Here is an 18,985-nt window from a genome sequence, read left to right as displayed (position 1 = left end):
AATAATTATCTTGTGATCTTTTCTTACAACTGCTATTATAGTGAGCATTATCATGATTCAGGAGGAAAGTAAATGGTTAAAAAAGCACTTATTGTTATTCTCATTCTTTTGCCATTCGTTCAGCTTGCGCTATTGCCGCTTGTGAATCGAATTGAACCGATTGTTTTCGGCCTTCCGTTTTTCCACTTTTGGCTGCTGTTGTGGATTATCATTACGCCGTTATGCTCGTTTGGCATTTACCAGATGCAAAAAAAAGATGGAGGACTTGAATAATGCAAGGGAATCTGACTGCACTACTCATTACAGCTATTATCGTTTTGACCGTTGTCTGTATCGGATTTCTCGCCGGAAGAGACAAATCCTCACGCACTTCGGTGGAAGAATGGTCTGTCGGCGGCAGACGCTTCGGCGGTCTTCTCGTCTGGTTTTTAGTAGGCGCCGACCTCTATACGGCCTATACTTTCTTAGGGTTAACCAGTACCGCTTTTACTGGCGGAAGTGTTGCATTTTTCGCCATTCCTTATTCTGTCTTGGCCTACTTTATAGCCTACTTCTTTCTGCCGAAACTTTGGAAAGTTGCGAAAATTCATAAATTAACAACACTCGCAGATTACGCACGGGAACGTTTTGACAGTAAGCTTTTAGCAAGCCTTGTTGCCATCGTCGGTGTGCTCATGCTTATTCCGTACATATGCCTTCAGCTGAGCGGCATTCAAGATACGCTCCAAGTTGCCGGCACCGGGTATATTAACGTAAAATTCGTTGTGATCATTTCATTTATTCTTGTGGCGCTTTACACATTTTTCAGCGGAATTAAAGGGCCTACATTTACAGCCATCATTAAAGACATTTTAGTATGGGTCATTATGCTGTTTATGGTGGTGTCCCTCCCTCTCATTCATTTTAACGGCTGGACACCAATGATTGACACGTTAGTAAAGGAAGCGCCGCAAATGCTGACGATACCGGCAGAAGGGCCAAAAGGCATTCCTTGGTTTATCACAGCATCTATTGTTTCCGCCCTGGCACTTTTTATGTGGGCACATGCCGCTACAGGCGTTTTCACAGCGAAGAGCGCTGATGCAGTTAGAAAAAACAGTATGTTTTTGCCGCTTTATAACATTGTGTTAATTTTGGTTATTTTTCTTGGCTTTATCGCCTTTCTTGTCCTGCCGGAAGATACAAATCCAAGACTGGCGCTGCTGCATTTGATTCAAACATCTTACGGCGGCGTGGCACAAGGTTTTGCATATGCCACGATCGCTCTTGCTTCTTTGATCCCTTGTTCCATCATGGCAATCGGGGCATCAAATTTGTTCGCCAATAACCTATATCGGGATTTAATACATCCGAATGTGTCTCAAAGCAAGCTGACCCTTATCACCCGTTCAATGGTGTTTGTTGTCATCGGCCTTGCGCTTCTGTTTGGAATGCTGTTCCCGACTGCCTTAGTGACACTTCAGCTATTGGGAGTATCCGGCATGGTGCAAATCTTCCCGGCGATTGCTGTCAGCCTATTCTGGAAGCATCAAACGAAAGAAGCGACGGTTATCGGATTATTAGTCGGCCTTGCAGTTACATTTATTGTGTATACCACTCAATCCGCTCATGGCATTTATGAAGGGTTCTGGGGATTGGCCGCCAACATCATCGCTGTGGTTATTCTGAATCCGCTGTTCGTCAAGAAGGCAGGATCCAATCCTGTCATTGAAGGTTTATTTGGTAAAAAACAAGATGCTGACCCAAATCAAAAGGGTGCATAAAAAAACCATACGCGGCAGCCGCGTATGGTTTTTTTTACATTTCTTTTTTCAGAGTTTCGATTGCCTTTTCCATTTGCGTATCATTATTTGACAGCTTCTTTTGAAGTTCTGTCATTAATTTCGTTGTTGTATCGCCAGTCAGTACACCTGTTTCTTTCAGCTTCTCTTTTTTCTGGAACTGTTTGACGACAGATACAAAATCCTGATCATACGTACTGTTTACCTTTACCTTGTAGCCAAGTGCTTTGAGCATTTTCTGAGCTACTTTGACGTTGGTGCCTGAATCACCTGATTTGTACGTTTTATCTGCGTCCAAATACGGAAGCTTCGCGTAATCAGGCAGTTCTGCTTTCACTTGAGGCTTGATGCCTTTTTTGTGAATCCATTCACCATCGGCAGTCAGCCATTTGGCGACTGTCAGTTTGACAGTAGACCCATCATCATATTCTTTTGCTGTTTGAACCGTGCCTTTGCCAAATGTCGTTTCGCCGATTAACGGTATGCCTGACGATTCATGAAGGGCAGCGGCCATAATTTCCGCGGCGCTGGCTGTGCCGTCATTTACTAAAACGACAGTCGGCTTGGTCACTTTTCGATCTTTTTCGGCCTTCATGACTTCTTTTGAACCGTTTTTGTATTCAACCTGCATGATGTTTTTCCCTTTTTCAATAAACAGGTTGCACATCGTAATCGCCTGATCCATTAAGCCGCCCGGGTTGCCCCTCAAGTCTAAAATATAGCCTTTGGCGCCTTTTTTCTCTAAACTGTCAATCGCATCTGTCAGCTCTTTAGCAGTTGTTTCAGAGAAAGAAGTGATTTGGATTTCGCCGATGTTGTTGTCTTTCATCTCGGAATAGACGGTTTCTACAGGAATGGTATCGCGCTTAATGGAAAGATCGATATTTCCAACTCCCGCTCTGTTCAGCTCAAGGTTCACTTTTGTGCCCTTTTTGCCTCGAATTAAAGCGACGGCTTCATTTACATTCATGCCTTTAACGCTTTTTCCGTTCACCTTTAGGATTTGGTCCTTCGGTTTGATTCCGGCTTTTTCAGCAGGTGAACCTTTAATTGGCGACACAATAAGAATTTCTCCGTCTTTCTCCTCTACTTGGGCTCCGATTCCTTCAAAGGATGCAGAAATCGTCTCGTCGAATGATTTTGCTGCCTCTTGATCCATATATGTGGAATACGGATCATCCAGAGATTGAATCATTCCTTTAATTGCTCCGTCTACTAATTTGTCATCATCTGTTTTTTGGTAATAATCACTTTTGATTTGCTCATACGCTTTATTTAATTTGTCGAACTTGCTGTCTCCCATGCTTGCTGATTTTTGGCCCAGGATGCTGGAATTGCCCGTAATAAATAAAGTAAGCGCCGAAGCGACAACCGCAGTGATCAGCACAATAAAAAACAGTTTTAATTGCCGTTTCAATTAAACACCACCTTTTTCTTCTTACAATATTATCATGGACGAATACTTATTCGTCAACTCGGAGCAGAAAGGAAAGAGAAACGCCCTTCTTTCGCTTTTCATAAACCTATGTCTTTATACGACATATGATAAAGAAAAAGGAGGATTCGATATTGAGCCGATATTTAGAAATGCTGTCCTTATTCGGTGTCGCAGGAGCGCATCCAGGCGGGCTCGCTTTTTCAAAAGCGGTCTTGCAAAAGGCTGCGCCCTCCCTGAATCAGCCGATTCTTGATGCCGGATGCGGAACAGGCCAAACTGCGGCTTATTTAGGACATTTACTGTATCCTGTAACAGTCGTTGATAAAGACCCTATCATGCTTGAGAAAGCAAAAAAAAGATTTGCAAATGAAGGGCTTGCCATCCCTGCATATCAGGCGGAGCTGGAACACCTCCCGTTTTCTTCTGAGTCCTTTTCCTGCGTCCTGTCAGAATCGGTCCTCAGTTTTTCCCATCTGACATCCTCTCTTCAAGAAATGTCAAGAGTATTGAAGCCCGGCGGGATGCTGATTGGTATAGAAGCAGCTTTAAAAAAACCGATGTCCCCCGCAGAAAAAGAGCAAATGATGGATTTCTACGGGTTTACTTGTTTACTTGAAGAAACCGAGTGGCATAAAACCTTGAAGTCTTATGGCTTTCAAAGTACTAAAGCGATAACACTTCTTCCGGATGACATGGAATTTGAGCCAACCACAGAAATGGATTTATCGCAAACGATTGCTCCTATTTATTACGATACACTTCAAACACATTATGAACTCATGCAGATATATAGCGAGTATATGGGTCATTGTATCTTTATCGCGTATAAGTAAAACGGCGTATCGCCCCCTGTTTTCGTCCAACCTTTTTTTCCTATCTATCATATGCTGATAGAAAGTCAGTTTAGGAGGGAAACAATATTGGAGAGATATTACCATCTTTGCCGAAACCATCAAGGTAAAGTCGTCAGAATTACAGAGAGAGGCGGAAGAGTTCACGTCGGCAGGATTACCCGTGTCACAAGAGACAAAGTTTATATAGCTCCGGCCGGCGGAGGGCCAAGAGGCTTCGGTTACGGATATTGGGGCGGTTATTGGGGATATGGAGCGGCTTACGGTATTTCCCTCGGTTTAGTTGCAGGAGTGGCTCTGGCTGGTTTATTCTTCTGGTAAGCATAGAATAAATATTTGATCAATTGCTAGGTTCACCAGACACAATGAAGCCCGCTTATCCATTGTAAGCGGGCTTTCTCTATTAGATTTTCTTCACTTTTTCAAAGTATTCTTCGAGCGTTAAATCATTATCTTGCATGACCTTTGCTGCCTTTTTGCCTACATAACGCAGGTGCCATGGCTCATATTCATATTTCGTGATATCCTCTTTATTTTTCGGATAACGAATGATAAAGCCATATTTATAAGCATTGTCCTGTACCCATTTTCCGTCGGCCGTGCTTCCAAACGCTTCATTTAGCTCAAAGCCATTGCTCCGGCTCGAAATGTCCATCGCAAGGCCTGTTTGGTGCTCGCTTTCACCCGGGTAAGCAACCGCTTCCTTTGCCTTCTTTTCCCCTTTTAGGCTTACTTCATTGTCAAAAATGACTTTCTGTCTATCATACGAACGGTACCCCGAGACAGCTGCCAGTTCATAACCTTCCTTTTTCGCAGCATCGAACATCGTTTTTAATGCGTCGGCCGCTTCCTTTCTGATGTAACGTTTTTGAATCTTTTCCTCAAAAGAAAACTCTACATCAGGTACGACTAGATCGCTAGGTTCATAGTTTCCGGGCAGTGCGTATTGTTTATTGACAAGCGCGAGTATATTTTCTGGATTTTGAATGGTTTCCAGACCGTCTACTTTTTTAGTATCATTGAAATATTTGCTTTCCAATGAAAACTCACTGTCTTGAGTGTTTGTTTTTTTGCTGTCAGTTGTTTTTTGATCTGTTTGCTTTGTTTCTGCTGTGGTTTTCGTATCCTTTTGAGCGTCTCCATTCGACATGCTACAGCCGGCTCCGACTATTGCCGTTACACTCAGAGCGGCAGCCAGTGAGAACCATTTACCGGACTTTTTCATATTACATTACCTTCCTTTTATCAATCGTTTCCGCATTCACAAAGAAGAGGCTGCCGGCACCCAGCACGCCTCTTGATTTATTTTATTGTGATACGGAATGTAAAGCCACTTCTATCATATCATGAAATGTAGTTTGACGCTCTTCCGCTGTCGTTTCTTCTCCTGTTAATACGTGATCACTCACAGTGAGAATTGACAGCGCTTTTCTTCCGTGCTTCGCTGCTAATGTGTACAATGCAGTTGTTTCCATCTCAACGCCCAGCACTCCGTAATTTGCAAGCTTTTCGATTTGCGAATCGTCGTTGTAGAACTGATCAGCTGTAAATACGCTTCCTACCGTCACCGGCACGCCTTTATCCTTTGCGGCATCATAGGCATTTTTTAAAAGCTCGAAATCTGCGCAAGGCGCAAAATCAATACTTCCGAAAGCGACTCTGTTCATTTGTGAATCAGTTGAGGATGTCATAGCCAAAATGACGTCCCGCACTTTGACATCTTTGCGGATAGCGCCGCAAGAACCTACTCTTATTAGATTTTGCACATCGTAGCTTTGAATTAATTCATTCACATAAATTGAAATAGACGGAACGCCCATTCCCGTGCCTTGCACGGAGATTTTTTTGCCTTTATATGTACCCGTAAATCCGTACATGCCTCTGACTTCATTGTAGCATTCTACATTTTCAAGATACGTTTCAGCAATAAATTTTGCTCTGAGAGGATCTCCCGGCAAAAGCACTGTATCCGCAATCTGCCCTTTTTCAGCACCTATATGTACACTCATCTCATATCCTCCTGTAAATCTAAATTATGATCCAGTCCGTTCATTTTACAACGAATGTCATGGTGTGACAAACTTCAGCATTGATTATAAAGGAATCTGGCGAAAAAAGAAATATTCCGAGGCCGTTTGGACACTTCCTGAGAAAAACGGGATAATCGAGGTGTTTATTTGAAAACCTAACCGCAGGAAGGAGGGATGAGACATGGGTAAAAAACAGCGCAACCGGATCACCGGCCAAAAAAAGAACAATCATATACCTGCAAAAGATGTAATTGCAGCTGAAGAGGCGCACGGGAAAGAGTATTCCGCGGCCAAACGCAAGCCTTAAACTGCAGAAAACTGCGGAAATCCGCAGTTTTCTATTTATTATGTCGTTTGTACAATCAGACGATTGATTTTCCTCCATCCGGCGGGAAGCAGTTTGTAATATGTTTTCCCTTTTCTGCCTTCATCAATCAGAATCACGTCCCCTGTGGCCATAAATCTCGCATCATAATCACTTGGAACGGTGTCAAATACATTAAATAAAGAGAATGCTCTTTTCAGCACGTCTTGATGATCGCTCCCGTTGAGTTCAGTTCGATAGACGGCTCTATAGCCCTTTTTTTCGCCAAACCGGGGTGTCTGAAATATTGTCACGTCATAGGAACAAGACTTCTTTTTAAACACGGATAACATCATCAAGATCCCCTCCCTTTTATTTCTTTAACATATTGGCGTTTTTGTCACGTTTTCCTCTCTCTATTTTTGTCGAATCCGCTTCATTTTTTCGTCAAAACCTTTTACTAGGAAAAACAGAAGCAAACCTAGACTAAAGCCTCCTAACACGTCAGTTACAAAATGAACCCCAAGATAAACTCTGCTTATGCCGACTAAAACCGTGACTAAACCGGCTATTGTATATACTATTTTTTTATGTTTGGATAAAAACGGGAGGTGTTTCACTAAAAAGTAGGCAATGACAGGATAGACACAGGCAGCATTCATGGAGTGGCCGCTCGGAAAGCTGAAGGATGATTCATGAACCAGCGGTGCAAAATCAGGCCTCACTCGTTCGATCCATTCTTTTAAAACTTTGTTTAACAGCCGATCCGCACCGAATACCAAGAGCATCAAAAGGCCGTCCCATGTTTTTCTGTAGAAAAACAGACCCGCTCCAATGATCACGATAAGAGGGAGCAGAATAGAAGAAGCACCAAGATGCGTAATCCCTGTCATGACATCATTAAGCCATGGCTGGCGGATCAAAACAGCTGCCTTGCTTATCGCTTCATCCGCTGATTGCACAGCATTTGTATGAATGGCTACAGCTAGAAAAAGAAAGAAAAGAAACAGACTAACGGGCTTGTACAACAATTTAACCACCTCGATTTTCACAGAAGTCATAGCATCACAAATAATAAAACCAGAGCTGATCGCTCCGGTTTTAACCCTCAATCATCTTCATCCAGCTCTTCATCTATCATACATTTTTCTATCAAATAATCAAAGGTAATATCAGCGATTTCAAACAGCTCATCCTCACTCGGTATGTAGCCCCGTCTTGCAAGCTCTTTGTAAAAAAATTCAGCGATTTCTTCCGTATCAATCACAAGATCTATTTCTTTCATCTCCGTACCGCCTCCTTTTTTATGTTTTATGAAAAAACAGGCTGAATTATACCCGGTGTTCTAAACAATTCTTTCAGTCATATACATTGAATAAAAAAACAAGCCATGGGAGGCTGACGCAATGATTGCTAAAATGATGGAAGCACTGGACGGAGAAAGATTTGATATCATAATGGAAAAAACGCTCAAAGGAATGACGCATGTGATGATTTGGGGCTGTCTGCCTTATTTTTTATATGTCTTGATCCGTATGTTCACAAACTAACTGAAATGCTCTTTTAAACTTTCCAGAACAAACATCATCATATCTTTATATTCTTCATCTCGAAACATTTCGTACAGAATTTTGTAATCATTATAAATATCCAGAAGTTCATCAACAATTGATACAGCAAGGATATGAAGGGTATCTTGTTCTTCATCATCGCCTTCAAACTGAAGAAGAGCAGACGATGCCATATCTTCGCCGATCTCATGGCCAGTTTCTCCGACATAGTGGACAAACAAAAGCTGGTGTACAAACTGGTCCATTTCATATTTTCTCAGCACCAGTGTGAGATCCTCTTCCTCCGTTTCAAGCCACTCTCCATCCTTTAAACGGGTCAGCTCATAAATGATATCTTCCCAGCCATCTTCTAAATATCTCCAAATTTCTGTTCTGTGGCCGATAATGCGAAAGAGTTCTTTTCCATAATCTTTTACATAAACAACGTCCCCAATAAGGAATTCATACTCAATATCCAGCTTTTCCATGTCGACAATGACACCTTCATAATCTTTATAAAGCTGAATGGACGATTCAAAGTATAAGACTTCATTATGATTCACTTCATAAAGATAGTGTTTATCAATTTGGTGTACTTTTGTGACGGTGCCGACTGTTCCATACATAATGACGACTACGATATCCCCTACTTGGAATTTCGGTTTATTTTGCTTCATGGTGTCTCCCCCTCGCCGCAACATTTCTCATACGCTATCGTATGCTGGGTTACACCAATTCGCATGGGCATGAAAACCATTGGAAGTATCCAATTATGGTATGTGTATGCGCACAAAAAAATCCGCAGCGCGGATCTGCGGATTCTAACATGTGGTTATTTGCCGTGCACCTCGGCCTCGTATTTTTCCCAAGCTTCATCAAACGTCGCCATCGTGTCCAGATAATCAACATTCAGCTCCAAATATGAACTGATTTCGTGATAATCGGTTGATGTTTTTGGGAAGCTGTGATCCTCATACGCCTGATTGGCAAATCCACTGATGCTGTCCTTCGGCTTCGGATGTCTGTATTTCAATAAATAATGATAAAAGGATTTCATAGGTTTCCCCTCCTGGTGTCTGTCTTTTGTTGTTCTATTATACAGTTCAAGTGTAAAATTACAACAAAAGAATACCGAAACATCATTCAGGAGAAGTCAAAATAGTTGCGTTTCAAAATCCTTTCTGTCTCCATGAGCTGCTGATACGTTAGGCTTTCAGGCAGTTTTTTTGTTTGAATCAAAAGCAGCTGGTCCTCAATCTCCTTAATCGTGGTTTCCTCTTGATAGGTCATTCCGCAGGAAGCACACACCATGGCGGGGGTGTCTGTCAGTTCTATGGCTCTTGTTCCGTCAGGGAGCTCCCAGTACACCGTGTTCCTGCCAGGTACCGCTTCAAGCTCGCCGCACCATTCGCATGCTTTCATGAAGAATCACCTCCGCTTTCAGCCTCTTTCTGTTTTTTCTGCTGTGCCAAAAATTTCTTTTCTTTTAGCTGGTCTCTTTTCTCACGCCGGTCTTTTAATGTTTCATGCTCCGGATTCGATGTGTATGCCTCTCTCCTTTTGATTCTGGCTACATTTTCCGGTGTAAATGAAACCTCTTTGTCAGCAAAAATAGCACTGAGCCCGAGCGGCTCCTTTTTGTCAGCGATTTCAGGGAAAACGGACTCAAAATAGGCGTCGGCCTGGTTAGGGATATAATTCTCCGGTTCCGGATATGATGTAATCACACCTTCAAAATTTCTTAAGATGATTTTGTCAGGGCTTTGCGACAGTACATAATTTGGCTGCAGGGCGATTTTCCCCCCGCCGCCTGGTGCGTCAACGACAAAGGTAGGAACCGCATATCCTGAGGTATGGCCTCTCAGCCCTTCAATAATTTCTAAACCTTTGGAAACAGGAGCTCTAAAATGCCCGATGCCCTCTGACAGATCACATTGATAAATATAATACGGACGGACTCTGATTTTTACCAAGTCGTGCATGAGCTTTTTCATGATGGGAACGGAATCATTAATACCGGCTAACACGACGGCCTGATTTCCAACCGGCACTCCTGCGTTCACCAGTTTTTCACAGGCTTCAACGGATTCCTCTGTCATTTCGATGCTTGTATTGAAATGGGTGTTCAGCCAGACCGGATGATATTTTTTCAAAATCTCGCACAGCTGATCGGTGATGCGCTGCGGAAAGACGACCGGCGCCCTTGTTCCGATTCTGATTACTTCCAGATGCGGAATGCTGCGCAGCTCTTTTAAAATGTATTCTAAAATTTGGTCATTGATTAGCAGTCCGTCACCGCCTGAAATTAAACAATCGCGGATTTCGGGTGTTTCCCGGATATAAGCAATGGCAGCATCAAGCTGTTTTTTAGGGACTCCCATTCCGATTTGCCCGGAAAAACGTCTTCTTGTGCAGTAGCGGCAGTACATGGAACATTGGTTGGTGACAAGAAACAGCACACGGTCGGGATAGCGGTGTGTCAGGCCAGGTACCGGTGAATCTTCATCCTCATGGAGGGGGTCTTCCAGATCGTATTTTGTTTTGTGCATTTCTTCAGAAAGCGGTACAGACTGCATGCGGACCGGGCATCTCGGGTTATCGGGGTCCATTAAAGAAGCATAGTAGGGTGTAATATTTAAGGGGATCGTTTTGGTTGAAATTCTGACGCCTTCCTCTTCATCCTCGGTCAAGTTAATGACTTTTTTTAAATCATCTAACGTTCTTACCGTATGTGTAAGCTGCCAAAGCCAATCGTTCCATTTCTCTTCCGGAACGTCCTTCCATAACTCTATCTCCTTCCAATGCCGTTTCGGTTTATACCATTTGCTATCCAAATGAATTCCTCCTTGTGCATCATTTTGACTTACAGGTGCTTGCACCAAATATTCATGTTTTCAAGACCTTCCGCTATATAGCAATTATTGATCAGCCTTCCTCCGTACTGATAACCGGAATGGTACAACACAGCATTCATCCCAAAAGACGCAGCGCGGGCGAGAGAAAATACATGAAAGATATTCTCTTCAGCCATTTCTTTTTCTAATGCCTCGATTAAAAAGCTTGTCAGCGAATGTCCTCGATATTCCGGAAGCACAGCGCAGTCGGTTATTTCTGCATGCCCGAGCTCAGGGTTGATTTCTGCGCTTGCTGCACTGATCAGGCGGTCATGGTCAAACATGACATAATACATCGTATTTGTATTCATCGTCTTTTCAATATAAGCAGGGTCAAATACCGGGGTCGGGTACGTACGAAATACTTTTTTATACAGCATTGATAGTTGGTACATGTCGTTTGTTTCAGCTTTTCTCATCGTAAAGACGGGTGTATTATCACTGCGGAGGCGAGGTGCAGTGCGATATAAAGCTTCGAGCATTTCCTGTTCCTCTATATAAGAATGTGTTTGTCTCCGGTTTTCTGTGAGGTAACGGACCATGACACAAGCCGGGTGGCCAAGATAATAACCCTTAAGAAAACCCTCCGGCACAAACAATTGTTGGGCAAGCACTGCCTCATCATGCTGTTTTGTATAGACGATGATTTTTTCCGCACCCTCTTCTTTTGCCGCAGCCACGATATCAGGCAGAGCCTTCTCAATGGCTCCGTCATAACGAACGACTCTGATTCGTTTATTAAAGCCGTCATGGTCCAGAACTGCTGTAACACCGTTATTCTTTATCGACTTGAGCATCCGCATCCTCCCCGTCTGTATGAATCCCGCACCAATCCATAACAAAAAGTGCAATAATTTTAGCAGATTCTATCATGGCTTCAACCTCAATGTATTCATTTGCCTGATGAGCTGTTTTTGTTTCCCCGGGCCCGAAGACAATCACTGGCGTATCTCCTGCATGATATAAAAGCCCTCCGTCCGTTCCCCATGGCGAAGCTTCGATAATTGGCTCTGTCTGTTTCGTTTTTTGATAGGCTGATTGCAGCACTGAAATTAAAGGGTGGTCATCAGGTAAATCATTCGGCAGCCATTGAGCGCCGAACCATTCTACTGTTACCGGATGGCGTTTAAACCATTCGTCACGGTATTCTAAATCCTTCAACCAGTTTTCCAATTCAAGTTTTACTGCTTCTGGTTTTTCATGGGGAGCAATTCCGCATCTCCCTTCTATGACGACACGATCTGCAACTGACGAAGGCCACGCTCCCCCTGAGATGGTGCCGATATTCACTGGTACCGGTATTGGGACATTGTCATACAGCGGATCTGAAATTCTCGCATTGCGGACTTTCTCCAGCTCTTGTATGGCTGTGATAACGTGCATGCTTTTTTCAATGGCGCTTACCCCTTCATAGCGTGTGCCCCCATGTGCCGCTAATCCCTTTACTGTAATTCGAAACCACATCGAGCCCTGCTGCTTTATAAATAGTTTCATATTCGTCGGTTCCGGGATCAGTGCCCCGTCAGCACGATAGCCTCTCATGATGGCGGACAGTGTTCCGGCGCCGCCGCACTCTTCATCTACAACACTTTGAAACAATACATCTCCCTTTAAATTAACATCGCAGGCGTGCAGGGCTTCTAAAGCAAAAAGAAGGGCTGTATTGCCTCCCTTCATATCCGTTGAGCCGCGGCCGTATATTTTACCGTTTTCTTCGACAGCTTGAAACGGTTCATACTTCCAATCCTTTACGCTTCCTTCAGGCACAACATCGATATGACCGTTTAAAATCAGTGACCTGCCCCCGCCTGCTCCCGTTTTTTTTGCAACGATGTTCGGGCTCTCATGAAAATCAGAGCGGTCTGATTTAAAGTAGGGATGCTGTTTTAATTGCTTTAGGCTTGGCTCCCACACGTCAATGTCCATATGAAATTGCCGCAGCTTTTCAAGCACAACAGCTTGGGCGTTAAATTCTGCACCCAAAGTGCTTTTTTCTCCAATCAGTCTTTTGAGAAGACGAATGGCTTTGGCCGAATGCTGATCAAGCCACCCGATTACTTTTCTCTCAATGTCATGCATCCTCACTCCCCCTTTTAAGAAAAAGGCATATCTATTTTGATTTCAGCTTCAGTCAGCCTCGTCACCTCGTCGATTGTCGAGCCATTCATCAGCTCTTTTAAAATGAAATGACGGCCGTCGACCTCAAGAACGGCTTTTTCAGTAATGATCATATCTACACAGCCTGCTGCGGTTAATGGAAGCGTGCATGTTTCCGTTAATTTAGGCCTTCCCTTTTGATCTGTATGACTCATGACGACAACCACTTTTTTCGCTTTTTGGGCCAGTTCCATCGCACCGCCCATGCCCGGCACCTTTTTTCCCGGGACAAGCCAATTTGCCAAATCGCCTGACTGACTCACCTGCAGGGCGCCTAAAATCGTAATGTCAATTTTGCCTCTTCTGATCATCGCAAAAGACGTCGTTGTATCAAAATAAGACGCCCCTTTTACAGCGCGGACAGGATACCCCGCGGCGTTACATAAATGTTCATCCTCTTCACCCTTTTCAGGGCTTTCACCAATGCCAAGCACACCGTTTTCCGCCTGCAGCATGACCTGCATGTCAGGCGGCAAAAAGTTCGGCACCAAAGATGGGATGCCGATACCGAGATTCACAATCATGCCCGGCTTGATTTCAGAAGCGGCCCGTTTTGCGATCTGTTCTCTCTCTGCTACTCCCAAGCCCATTTCCACTTCACTCCTTCGCTTCTCACAACCCCCTCGACAAAAACCCCCGGTGTGACAATCATTTCTTCGGAAATCTCTCCCATCGGGACGATCCGCTCAGCTTCGGCAAAGGTTCTCCTGGCAGCCATTGCCATAAGCGGATTCATATTGCGCGCTGTTTTGTTATACGTTAAATTGCCGAATTCATCGGCAATTTGCGCATTGATGAAAGCAAAATCAGCCGTCAGCGCCTCTTCAACCAAATACCGCTTTCCAGCCACAGACACGATGTCCTTTTCCTCACAAACCATTTGATTATCAATGCCGACGTCGGTTAAAATGCCGCCGAGTCCCGATCCGCCGGCACGAATCCGTTCCGCAAGCGTTCCCTGCGGTGAAAATTGAACCTCTAACGTCCCGTCTGTCATCTGTTTTCCGGCTACAGGATTGGAACCGATATGCGATGCGATCAGGGTTTTGACTCGTTGATTGACAATAAGCGGGCCGACCCCTATTTCCGGGAACCCGGCATCATTGCAAATGACGGTTAAATCCGTTACACCGCTGTCCAATATAGCTTCAATCAATGAAGGAGGCGTGCCGACTCCCCCAAAACCGCCAAACATCAGGACCGATCCGTCCTGAACATCTGCAATTGCTGTTTCGATGCTGATTGTTTTTTGAAATGGCGCCATTTGATTTCAATCCTTTTTCAGTATTTTTTCGACCGCTCCAACTGTTTCCGAAAAAATTGAAATGAGCTCTTCAACTTCACCGTCTGAGATAGTAAAAGGAGGAGCAATAATGACAGCATCTCCTTCCCCGCTGTCTATTCCCGCTTTAGCAGGATAAACAATCAGTCCGCGTTTTTTCGCCTCGCCGATCATGCGCTGAGTAACCGCCTGCTCTTGAGGAAAAACGTTCTTCGTATTCTTGTCTGCTACAAATTCAACGCCTAATAGCAGTCCTTTTCCGCGCACATCGCCAATGATCTCGCTTTGAGATGCTGTCTCAACAAGCTTCTTTTTCAGTACAGCCCCCTTTTTCTCTGATTGCTTGATCAAGCCGTGCTTTAACACATACCGCAAAACTTCAAGAGCGGCTTTAGCTGAATAGGGATGTGCACTATATGTGTGGCCGCTCATAATCACACCTGAGCCTTGTTTTATCGTTTCAATAATAGAATCAGATACAACGGCAGCGGCAATAGGCGCATACCCAGCACCGAGACCCTTTCCCAGTACAGCAATATCAGGAACGGTGTGCCAATGCTCTGTCGCGAGCATCCTTCCCGTTCTTCCAAGCCCTGTCATCACTTCGTCTGCAATAAAGAGCACTTCGTGTGTGCGGCATACCTCACTTAATCTCTCATAATATCCCGGAGGCGGAGTAATCGCTGCTCCTGCGGCACCAATAATAGGCTCAGCCACAAAGCCGGCGATAAATTGGCTTCCGATTCTTTTGATCGCAGTTTCCAGTTCATCAGCGGCAGTCTGAACAAAGTCTTCTTCCGTCCCAAAATTCCGCCGATACACATGAGGAGCTGAAATAGTGGGATATCGCTCAATAAGGTGGGTAAATCGGTATCTCCTTTCATAAAACCCAGATAATGAAAGCGCTCCCAAAGTTATTCCGTGGTAACTGCTCCACCGAGACAAAAAGATGGATTTTTGTGTTTCCTTTTTTTCCTGCCAATACTGAATGGCGATTTTCATAGCTGTTTCTATCGCTTCTGATCCGCTGTTGACAAAAAAAGACCAATTCACATCTCCCGGAAGCTCCTGCGCCAAGAGAGCGGCTAATTGCTCGGCAGGCTCGCTCGTAAACTGTGAGCGGTAAGCAAAAGACACTTGATCAAGCTGGTCTTTCAGCTTCTCAGTCACATCACGAACCCCGTGGCCGATATTACATGTCACTGCACCTGATGAGCCGTCAAGATATCTTTTTCCGGTCTGATCATAAACATATGAGCCCCTTGCATAGCTAACCACTGGATAGTCCGAACTAAGCTCCGGCTTAATCAAATAACTGCTCATGCTCCCACCCCAAAAAAACCTTTTGATATATTGTATGAGTGTCCAAATTGGGGCATGACGTTCCCCGCAAAAACTTTTCACACAAAAAGAGCCTTCCTGAACGGAAAGGCTCCTTTTGAATTTCATCATCTAGCAAATGAAAGCGGCTCCGACAATAATTAATAAAATGAACAAGACAACAATCAATACAAACGTATTGGTCCCACAGCCAAATCCGTAACCGTATCCAGAGTATCCATACATGTTGTTTTCATCCTTTCTAATCACGATATACGGCATTTTATGCGGGCCAAGTCCCAAATGGTTTGTGCAAACGCCTATTTCATGTAAGGAAATAATGAAAAACAGTATGCACCCGCTCATATTTTTTAAACGTCAGCTTTTCGTAAAAATGGGTTGCGCCGTCAGTGCTTGTAGCCACTAAATAGGCTGCTTCCATTCCTAGTGATTTGGCGATGGACAGCATTTCTTTTACTAAGATACTGCCATAGCCCTTCCTTTGAAACTGATCCAAAATTGCCACTTCTTCAATTTTAGCCGTTTTCTCTTGCGGGTGAACAAACAGCTCGCCGCACCCAATAGGAATCTTCTGTGCCTGGTCTCTGTAACAAACAACAAGGATAATCGTACCCGATTCGTAAAAAGGATATTTTCTTTTTAATTTTTGTTCAGCGATCGCTTCTCCAATATAAATGGAATCATAAATTTTCATGATAGAAGAGCCATCGCTAAGGCTTTTTGCCGTTCCCCATGCCGTTAACGGATGTCCCATCTGCCCCTTCCAGTCACTAAGCTTCATGTCATATAACAACTCATCCTCGACGACAAATCCGCTTTTGACAAGTGATTGCTTCAAACCGAGCGGAAAAACATGCTGCGGCGACGCTTTTAAATGGAGATAATTCGCTTCAAGCAGCTTTGGTACGGAGGGCAAAAAGTCCAGTAACCGCTCCAATGGAAACGTATTATGGAGCTGAACAAAGTTATGAGAAAAAATGTGCGGAAGCTTCGGATCTCTGTAAACACTGTAAAAATCAAACGATGCCGATTCAGACGTTAACAATATATATTGATGTTCCGTTTTTGAATAATGTCCTGTCATGAACGTCTCCTTTTTATGACCTATACCTTTATTCAGTTGCAATATTCAATTTCTTTATAATCTCATCGTACACCGGATAAAACGGCTTTCCAATTGGAAATTGCTGAATATTTCGGAAAGAAGCGGATATTGGCTTCTGATGTAAAAAGAACTTCCTTGTTACTTGTTCACTAATCGGGTGAAAGACACCGTTTAGAAACAAAAACGGCTCGCGATCTATAAAAAACAGCCTTCGCCCAGGCGGATTTTCGATCAATCCAGATCGTTCCCGCTTGATCGGCAGCCCTTCCGGCAGCGCCTTCAGTTCTTCTTTTTCAATTGTCAGTATGTCTTTTCTTTTAAATTGATAAAATTGAAAAGCATACTGACCCACAATCCGTCTTTTTTTTCCGGCTTCGATATAAAATATTGCAGGATGGTCAGCTTCCTTTACTAAAATATAATTCGGAATGTTTAAAATTCTTCCAATCCTATATTGGAATAAATAAGGGTCAGGAACAGCCACAGTCCGATTTAGATACAAAGAACTCCACCTTTCCCCGACAGGATGTCTTACACCCTGATCAAGAAAATACACATTTTGATCTGATCCTTTTACAAAAGAGCCGTCAACCAAATCGGCGGGCAGAAACCGATATGCATTTTGAAATGAATCGGGGGTTTTATAGGTTGTATCTAATACTTCATTTATCGGCAGAAATGGGGCAAAGTTGTTGATCCTGGCCCAAAAAATTGAATCGCCATGATTCCAGTGCTTCATATCATCATCCCAATAGCTTCCATATTTATGTTGAATACGATCAAGTAACGAACGGCGATGCATAACTGAGCAATGATCGACTTGAAAAGCCGCCTGATCTAGCACTGCATTGGCATTTCTATAGAAATGTGAGATTTCCTCTCCCCGTTCGTTTACATGTACAACTTTTTGTTTTGAATAGACAGCCTGTGCTTCAGGTTTATCTAAAAACGTCTGCACCATACGGCTCAGCCGCTCAGGATGATAAACAGTGTCATCGGTGAGATAGGAAATGTAATCGCCATCGGCAAATGGGAGTGCTGCGTTAATTAATGTGGCATAACGGGTTGTTCTTAATCGTTCTGCAGGATGTATGAAACTGTTTTGATAACGAATGCGCTGGTCATGAAGGTACTTGTGAATTACCGCAGTTGTTTCTTCATTAGAATGATCATCCATGATAAAAAGCTCCCAGAGATCATGCGTTTGCTTCATGACGCTTTCAATTGCTTTTTGCAGATAATCAGGTTTGTTGTAACTTGTTAAAATAATAGACACTTTCTCTCCCATCTATACAGCCCCCTATCGTCAAACATAAAAACGGCCCCGCAGCAAGCAGAGCCTCTGTCTTCATTTAAAAAGCACCCCAGCTTACAATACTTGAGAGTGCGACATTCGATCTCGTGTTATTTAACGGGTTTTGAAAAATAACCAAATCAGTCAGAACCTCTTTTACGATGACGTTTTGAAGCGTATCCCCATTCGACAGATGAACTGTTGAAACCGGTACGCCAAGCTCTTTTGCAAATACGAGCTGCCGTCTGAGATCAGATGGATTTCCTTCAGAAGAAGATTGACGTATGAGCAGAATCAGCAAAAGCAGAATAAAATGCAGTTCATCTTGATTTTCTTCTTGATTCACGTGTTTCTCTAAATCCACACAATCCCTCTCCCTTATCCTTATACTCTGTTTCACAATATGAACTGACTTGATTTATGGTATAGGCTATGTCCACTCATTTAAAAAATCAGCATTTTCCTTAAATGTATGAAAAATAGATCAGGTACGGCGTTCGACTCATACCAATTGGCAATCAGAAGAATATGATTAACGTGAGTTCACTATTGGATAGGAGGTGTGTGTAATGAGCTCTGAAAATGCACAGTTAAAAAAGGATTTGATTAAAACCCTTTTAAGCCCTTTATTCTCAACAGAAGGAGGAGTAAACGTGGATAATAATCTTAAAGACATGCTTGAAGCTGCCATCGATCAAAAAGTAGATGAAAGTGAAATGATTACGGCTGAATCTACTTCCCTTCCGGCAAGATGGATTTTTGCCAGAGTTACGCCAGGCACGACAATCAGCATTGTGACTGATTCCGGTGACATGATCGGGCCGGTTGTGTTCGTTGCTTTCGATCAAGTTCATGGTATCGTATTTGTAACACAGGAAAGCTCCGTCACTCCGGCAGGTCAAGCTACAACATTAATTGATGTAGACAAAGTAGAAAGCGTTACGTTCTTTTCATAATA

Annotated in this window: 26 protein-coding genes and 1 pseudogene; 7 read left to right on the top strand and 20 right to left on the bottom strand. The window is 43.5% G+C overall.

The features are described 5' to 3' along the window. Nucleotides 1-72 precede the first annotated feature (72 nt). Both Q5C82_RS13530 and Q5C82_RS13525 read left to right on the top strand, forming a co-directional pair. Nucleotides 73-273, top strand: coding sequence for a DUF3311 domain-containing protein (locus tag Q5C82_RS13530; protein WP_003220084.1), 201 nt, complete (start codon nucleotides 73-75; stop codon nucleotides 271-273). Then, entirely contained in the window at nucleotides 273-1,763 is a 1,491-nt protein-coding gene (locus Q5C82_RS13525) for a sodium:solute symporter (protein ID WP_003220083.1), read from the top strand. The genes Q5C82_RS13530 and Q5C82_RS13525 overlap by 1 nt, the downstream gene beginning before the upstream one ends. A 34-nt stretch (nucleotides 1,764-1,797) precedes the next feature. Here Q5C82_RS13525 and ctpA read toward each other — a convergent pair whose 3' ends face one another. After that, the gene (ctpA, locus tag Q5C82_RS13520; protein WP_003218130.1) at nucleotides 1,798-3,198 is read right to left on the bottom strand and encodes a carboxy-terminal processing protease CtpA; all 1,401 of its coding nucleotides are present in this window, start codon (nucleotides 3,196-3,198) and stop codon (nucleotides 1,798-1,800) included. 152 nt (nucleotides 3,199-3,350) lie between these two features. On the opposite strand from ctpA, the gene Q5C82_RS13515 reads away from it, so the two are divergent. Beyond that, nucleotides 3,351-4,052 (top strand): class I SAM-dependent methyltransferase, encoded by a 702-nt coding sequence (locus tag Q5C82_RS13515; RefSeq protein ID WP_003218133.1) that lies wholly within the window; start codon nucleotides 3,351-3,353, stop codon nucleotides 4,050-4,052. An 87-nt stretch (nucleotides 4,053-4,139) separates the two neighbouring features. Further along, on the top strand, nucleotides 4,140-4,391 hold the full coding sequence (locus Q5C82_RS13510; RefSeq protein WP_003218135.1) for a hypothetical protein: 252 nt from the start codon (nucleotides 4,140-4,142) through the stop codon (nucleotides 4,389-4,391). A gap of 82 nt (nucleotides 4,392-4,473) precedes the next feature. On the opposite strand, the gene ldcB is transcribed toward Q5C82_RS13510, so the two are convergent. Continuing rightward, a complete protein-coding gene (gene ldcB, locus Q5C82_RS13505) occupies nucleotides 4,474-5,295 on the bottom strand; it encodes an LD-carboxypeptidase LdcB (RefSeq protein ID WP_003218137.1) in 822 nt (273 codons plus the stop codon). Between the two features lie 82 nt (nucleotides 5,296-5,377). Continuing rightward, nucleotides 5,378-6,079, bottom strand: coding sequence for a purine-nucleoside phosphorylase (deoD, locus tag Q5C82_RS13500; protein ID WP_003218140.1), 702 nt, complete (start codon nucleotides 6,077-6,079; stop codon nucleotides 5,378-5,380). Between the two features lie 202 nt (nucleotides 6,080-6,281). Here deoD and Q5C82_RS13495 point away from each other — a divergent pair, with 202 nt between their 5' ends. Then, nucleotides 6,282-6,407 carry a hypothetical protein gene (locus tag Q5C82_RS13495; protein ID WP_003218142.1) on the top strand — a complete coding sequence of 42 codons (126 nt, stop codon included), beginning with the start codon at nucleotides 6,282-6,284 and terminating at the stop codon, nucleotides 6,405-6,407. Nucleotides 6,408-6,445: 38 nt separating this feature from the next. On the opposite strand, the gene yodL is transcribed toward Q5C82_RS13495, so the two are convergent. The 3 genes from yodL to Q5C82_RS13480 all read right to left on the bottom strand — a co-directional run bounded on the left by yodL (nucleotide 6,446) and on the right by Q5C82_RS13480 (nucleotide 7,689). Further along, complete coding sequence (yodL, locus tag Q5C82_RS13490) at nucleotides 6,446-6,760, bottom strand: shape determination protein YodL (RefSeq protein ID WP_003218144.1); 315 nt, start codon at nucleotides 6,758-6,760, stop codon at nucleotides 6,446-6,448. Nucleotides 6,761-6,820: 60 nt separating this feature from the next. After that, nucleotides 6,821-7,432, bottom strand: a complete 612-nt coding sequence (locus tag Q5C82_RS13485) for a phosphatase PAP2 family protein (protein WP_032727422.1) — start codon at nucleotides 7,430-7,432, stop codon at nucleotides 6,821-6,823. A gap of 80 nt (nucleotides 7,433-7,512) precedes the next feature. Beyond that, nucleotides 7,513-7,689 carry a YozD family protein gene (locus Q5C82_RS13480; protein WP_003218148.1) on the bottom strand — a complete coding sequence of 59 codons (177 nt, stop codon included), beginning with the start codon at nucleotides 7,687-7,689 and terminating at the stop codon, nucleotides 7,513-7,515. A 121-nt stretch (nucleotides 7,690-7,810) separates the two neighbouring features. On the opposite strand from Q5C82_RS13480, the gene Q5C82_RS13475 reads away from it, so the two are divergent. Then, nucleotides 7,811-7,954, top strand: coding sequence for a hypothetical protein (locus Q5C82_RS13475; protein WP_003218150.1), 144 nt, complete (start codon nucleotides 7,811-7,813; stop codon nucleotides 7,952-7,954). Here Q5C82_RS13475 and Q5C82_RS13470 read toward each other — a convergent pair. The 14 genes and pseudogenes from Q5C82_RS13470 to cgeC form a co-directional block, all read right to left on the bottom strand. After that, nucleotides 7,951-8,631, bottom strand: coding sequence for a hypothetical protein (locus Q5C82_RS13470; RefSeq protein WP_003218152.1), 681 nt, complete (start codon nucleotides 8,629-8,631; stop codon nucleotides 7,951-7,953). The two genes, Q5C82_RS13475 and Q5C82_RS13470, sit on opposite strands and share 4 nt — an antisense overlap. A 155-nt stretch (nucleotides 8,632-8,786) precedes the next feature. Further along, a complete protein-coding gene (locus Q5C82_RS13465; protein ID WP_003218154.1) occupies nucleotides 8,787-9,011 on the bottom strand; it encodes a YozE family protein in 225 nt (74 codons plus the stop codon). Nucleotides 9,012-9,097: 86 nt separating this feature from the next. Beyond that, nucleotides 9,098-9,376, bottom strand: coding sequence for a YokU family protein (locus tag Q5C82_RS13460; protein WP_003218156.1), 279 nt, complete (start codon nucleotides 9,374-9,376; stop codon nucleotides 9,098-9,100). Then, nucleotides 9,373-10,788, bottom strand: coding sequence for a lysine 2,3-aminomutase (gene ablA, locus Q5C82_RS13455; RefSeq protein ID WP_003218158.1), 1,416 nt, complete (start codon nucleotides 10,786-10,788; stop codon nucleotides 9,373-9,375). Before ablA ends, Q5C82_RS13460 begins: the two co-directional genes overlap by 4 nt. A 29-nt stretch (nucleotides 10,789-10,817) precedes the next feature. Then, nucleotides 10,818-11,645 carry a putative beta-lysine N-acetyltransferase gene (gene ablB, locus Q5C82_RS13450; protein ID WP_003218159.1) on the bottom strand — a complete coding sequence of 276 codons (828 nt, stop codon included), beginning with the start codon at nucleotides 11,643-11,645 and terminating at the stop codon, nucleotides 10,818-10,820. Continuing rightward, nucleotides 11,623-12,933, bottom strand: coding sequence for a peptidase (locus Q5C82_RS13445; RefSeq protein WP_079996389.1), 1,311 nt, complete (start codon nucleotides 12,931-12,933; stop codon nucleotides 11,623-11,625). The genes ablB and Q5C82_RS13445 overlap by 23 nt, the downstream gene beginning before the upstream one ends. Before the next feature lie 8 nt (nucleotides 12,934-12,941). Further along, on the bottom strand, nucleotides 12,942-13,595 hold the full coding sequence (locus Q5C82_RS13440) for a 3-oxoacid CoA-transferase subunit B (RefSeq protein ID WP_003218163.1): 654 nt from the start codon (nucleotides 13,593-13,595) through the stop codon (nucleotides 12,942-12,944). Continuing rightward, a complete protein-coding gene (locus Q5C82_RS13435; RefSeq protein ID WP_003218165.1) occupies nucleotides 13,580-14,269 on the bottom strand; it encodes a CoA transferase subunit A in 690 nt (229 codons plus the stop codon). Before Q5C82_RS13435 ends, Q5C82_RS13440 begins: the two co-directional genes overlap by 16 nt. A gap of 6 nt (nucleotides 14,270-14,275) precedes the next feature. Further along, on the bottom strand, nucleotides 14,276-15,610 hold the full coding sequence (locus tag Q5C82_RS13430) for an aspartate aminotransferase family protein (RefSeq protein ID WP_032727320.1): 1,335 nt from the start codon (nucleotides 15,608-15,610) through the stop codon (nucleotides 14,276-14,278). Further along, nucleotides 15,591-15,746, bottom strand: a pseudogene (locus Q5C82_RS13425) (hypothetical protein). The gene Q5C82_RS13430 and the pseudogene Q5C82_RS13425 overlap by 20 nt, the downstream one beginning before the upstream one ends. Then, complete coding sequence (gene yoyG, locus Q5C82_RS13420; protein ID WP_003218179.1) at nucleotides 15,740-15,853, bottom strand: YhzE/YjcZ family sporulation protein YoyG; 114 nt, start codon at nucleotides 15,851-15,853, stop codon at nucleotides 15,740-15,742. The pseudogene Q5C82_RS13425 and the gene yoyG overlap by 7 nt, the downstream one beginning before the upstream one ends. A gap of 79 nt (nucleotides 15,854-15,932) precedes the next feature. Beyond that, nucleotides 15,933-16,712: a GNAT family N-acetyltransferase gene (locus Q5C82_RS13415; protein ID WP_003218181.1), complete on the bottom strand. Its 780-nt coding sequence runs from the start codon at nucleotides 16,710-16,712 to the stop codon at nucleotides 15,933-15,935. Nucleotides 16,713-16,740: 28 nt separating this feature from the next. Next, nucleotides 16,741-18,021 (bottom strand): glycosyltransferase family 2 protein, encoded by a 1,281-nt coding sequence (locus Q5C82_RS13410; RefSeq protein ID WP_003218183.1) that lies wholly within the window; start codon nucleotides 18,019-18,021, stop codon nucleotides 16,741-16,743. A 64-nt stretch (nucleotides 18,022-18,085) separates the two neighbouring features. After that, the gene (gene cgeC / locus Q5C82_RS13405) at nucleotides 18,086-18,391 is read right to left on the bottom strand and encodes a spore maturation protein CgeC (protein ID WP_003218185.1); all 306 of its coding nucleotides are present in this window, start codon (nucleotides 18,389-18,391) and stop codon (nucleotides 18,086-18,088) included. A 205-nt stretch (nucleotides 18,392-18,596) separates the two neighbouring features. On the opposite strand from cgeC, the gene cgeA reads away from it, so the two are divergent. After that, on the top strand, nucleotides 18,597-18,983 hold the full coding sequence (gene cgeA, locus Q5C82_RS13400) for a spore crust protein CgeA (RefSeq protein WP_003218187.1): 387 nt from the start codon (nucleotides 18,597-18,599) through the stop codon (nucleotides 18,981-18,983). Nucleotides 18,984-18,985: the final 2 nt, after the last annotated feature.

This window comes from uncultured Bacillus sp. (assembly GCF_958411575.1).
Lineage (GTDB): Bacteria > Bacillota > Bacilli > Bacillales > Bacillaceae > Bacillus > Bacillus spizizenii.
This window is presented reverse-complemented; position numbering and strand designations above follow the sequence as displayed.

Excerpts from the sequence above, each read along its gene's own strand:
- Q5C82_RS13525 (WP_003220083.1), top strand. The coding sequence starts at position 273 with ATGCAAGGGAATCTGACTGCACTACTCATTACAGCTATTATCGTTTTG.
- ablB (WP_003218159.1), bottom strand. The coding sequence starts at position 11,645 with ATGCTCAAGTCGATAAAGAATAACGGTGTTACAGCAGTTCTGGACCAT.
- Q5C82_RS13435 (WP_003218165.1), bottom strand. The coding sequence starts at position 14,269 with ATGGCGCCATTTCAAAAAACAATCAGCATCGAAACAGCAATTGCAGAT.
- Q5C82_RS13440 (WP_003218163.1), bottom strand. The coding sequence starts at position 13,595 with ATGGGCTTGGGAGTAGCAGAGAGAGAACAGATCGCAAAACGGGCCGCT.
- yodL (WP_003218144.1), bottom strand. The coding sequence starts at position 6,760 with ATGATGTTATCCGTGTTTAAAAAGAAGTCTTGTTCCTATGACGTGACA.
- Q5C82_RS13530 (WP_003220084.1), top strand. The coding sequence starts at position 73 with ATGGTTAAAAAAGCACTTATTGTTATTCTCATTCTTTTGCCATTCGTT.
- Q5C82_RS13495 (WP_003218142.1), top strand. The coding sequence starts at position 6,282 with ATGGGTAAAAAACAGCGCAACCGGATCACCGGCCAAAAAAAGAACAAT.
- yoyG (WP_003218179.1), bottom strand. The coding sequence starts at position 15,853 with ATGTATGGATACTCTGGATACGGTTACGGATTTGGCTGTGGGACCAAT.
- Q5C82_RS13475 (WP_003218150.1), top strand. The coding sequence starts at position 7,811 with ATGATTGCTAAAATGATGGAAGCACTGGACGGAGAAAGATTTGATATC.
- deoD (WP_003218140.1), bottom strand. The coding sequence starts at position 6,079 with ATGAGTGTACATATAGGTGCTGAAAAAGGGCAGATTGCGGATACAGTG.
- Q5C82_RS13415 (WP_003218181.1), bottom strand. The coding sequence starts at position 16,712 with ATGACAGGACATTATTCAAAAACGGAACATCAATATATATTGTTAACG.
- Q5C82_RS13460 (WP_003218156.1), bottom strand. The coding sequence starts at position 9,376 with ATGAAAGCATGCGAATGGTGCGGCGAGCTTGAAGCGGTACCTGGCAGG.
- Q5C82_RS13410 (WP_003218183.1), bottom strand. The coding sequence starts at position 18,021 with ATGGGAGAGAAAGTGTCTATTATTTTAACAAGTTACAACAAACCTGAT.
- Q5C82_RS13470 (WP_003218152.1), bottom strand. The coding sequence starts at position 8,631 with ATGAAGCAAAATAAACCGAAATTCCAAGTAGGGGATATCGTAGTCGTC.
- ldcB (WP_003218137.1), bottom strand. The coding sequence starts at position 5,295 with ATGAAAAAGTCCGGTAAATGGTTCTCACTGGCTGCCGCTCTGAGTGTA.
- Q5C82_RS13430 (WP_032727320.1), bottom strand. The coding sequence starts at position 15,610 with ATGAGCAGTTATTTGATTAAGCCGGAGCTTAGTTCGGACTATCCAGTG.
- cgeA (WP_003218187.1), top strand. The coding sequence starts at position 18,597 with ATGAGCTCTGAAAATGCACAGTTAAAAAAGGATTTGATTAAAACCCTT.
- Q5C82_RS13480 (WP_003218148.1), bottom strand. The coding sequence starts at position 7,689 with ATGAAAGAAATAGATCTTGTGATTGATACGGAAGAAATCGCTGAATTT.
- Q5C82_RS13465 (WP_003218154.1), bottom strand. The coding sequence starts at position 9,011 with ATGAAATCCTTTTATCATTATTTATTGAAATACAGACATCCGAAGCCG.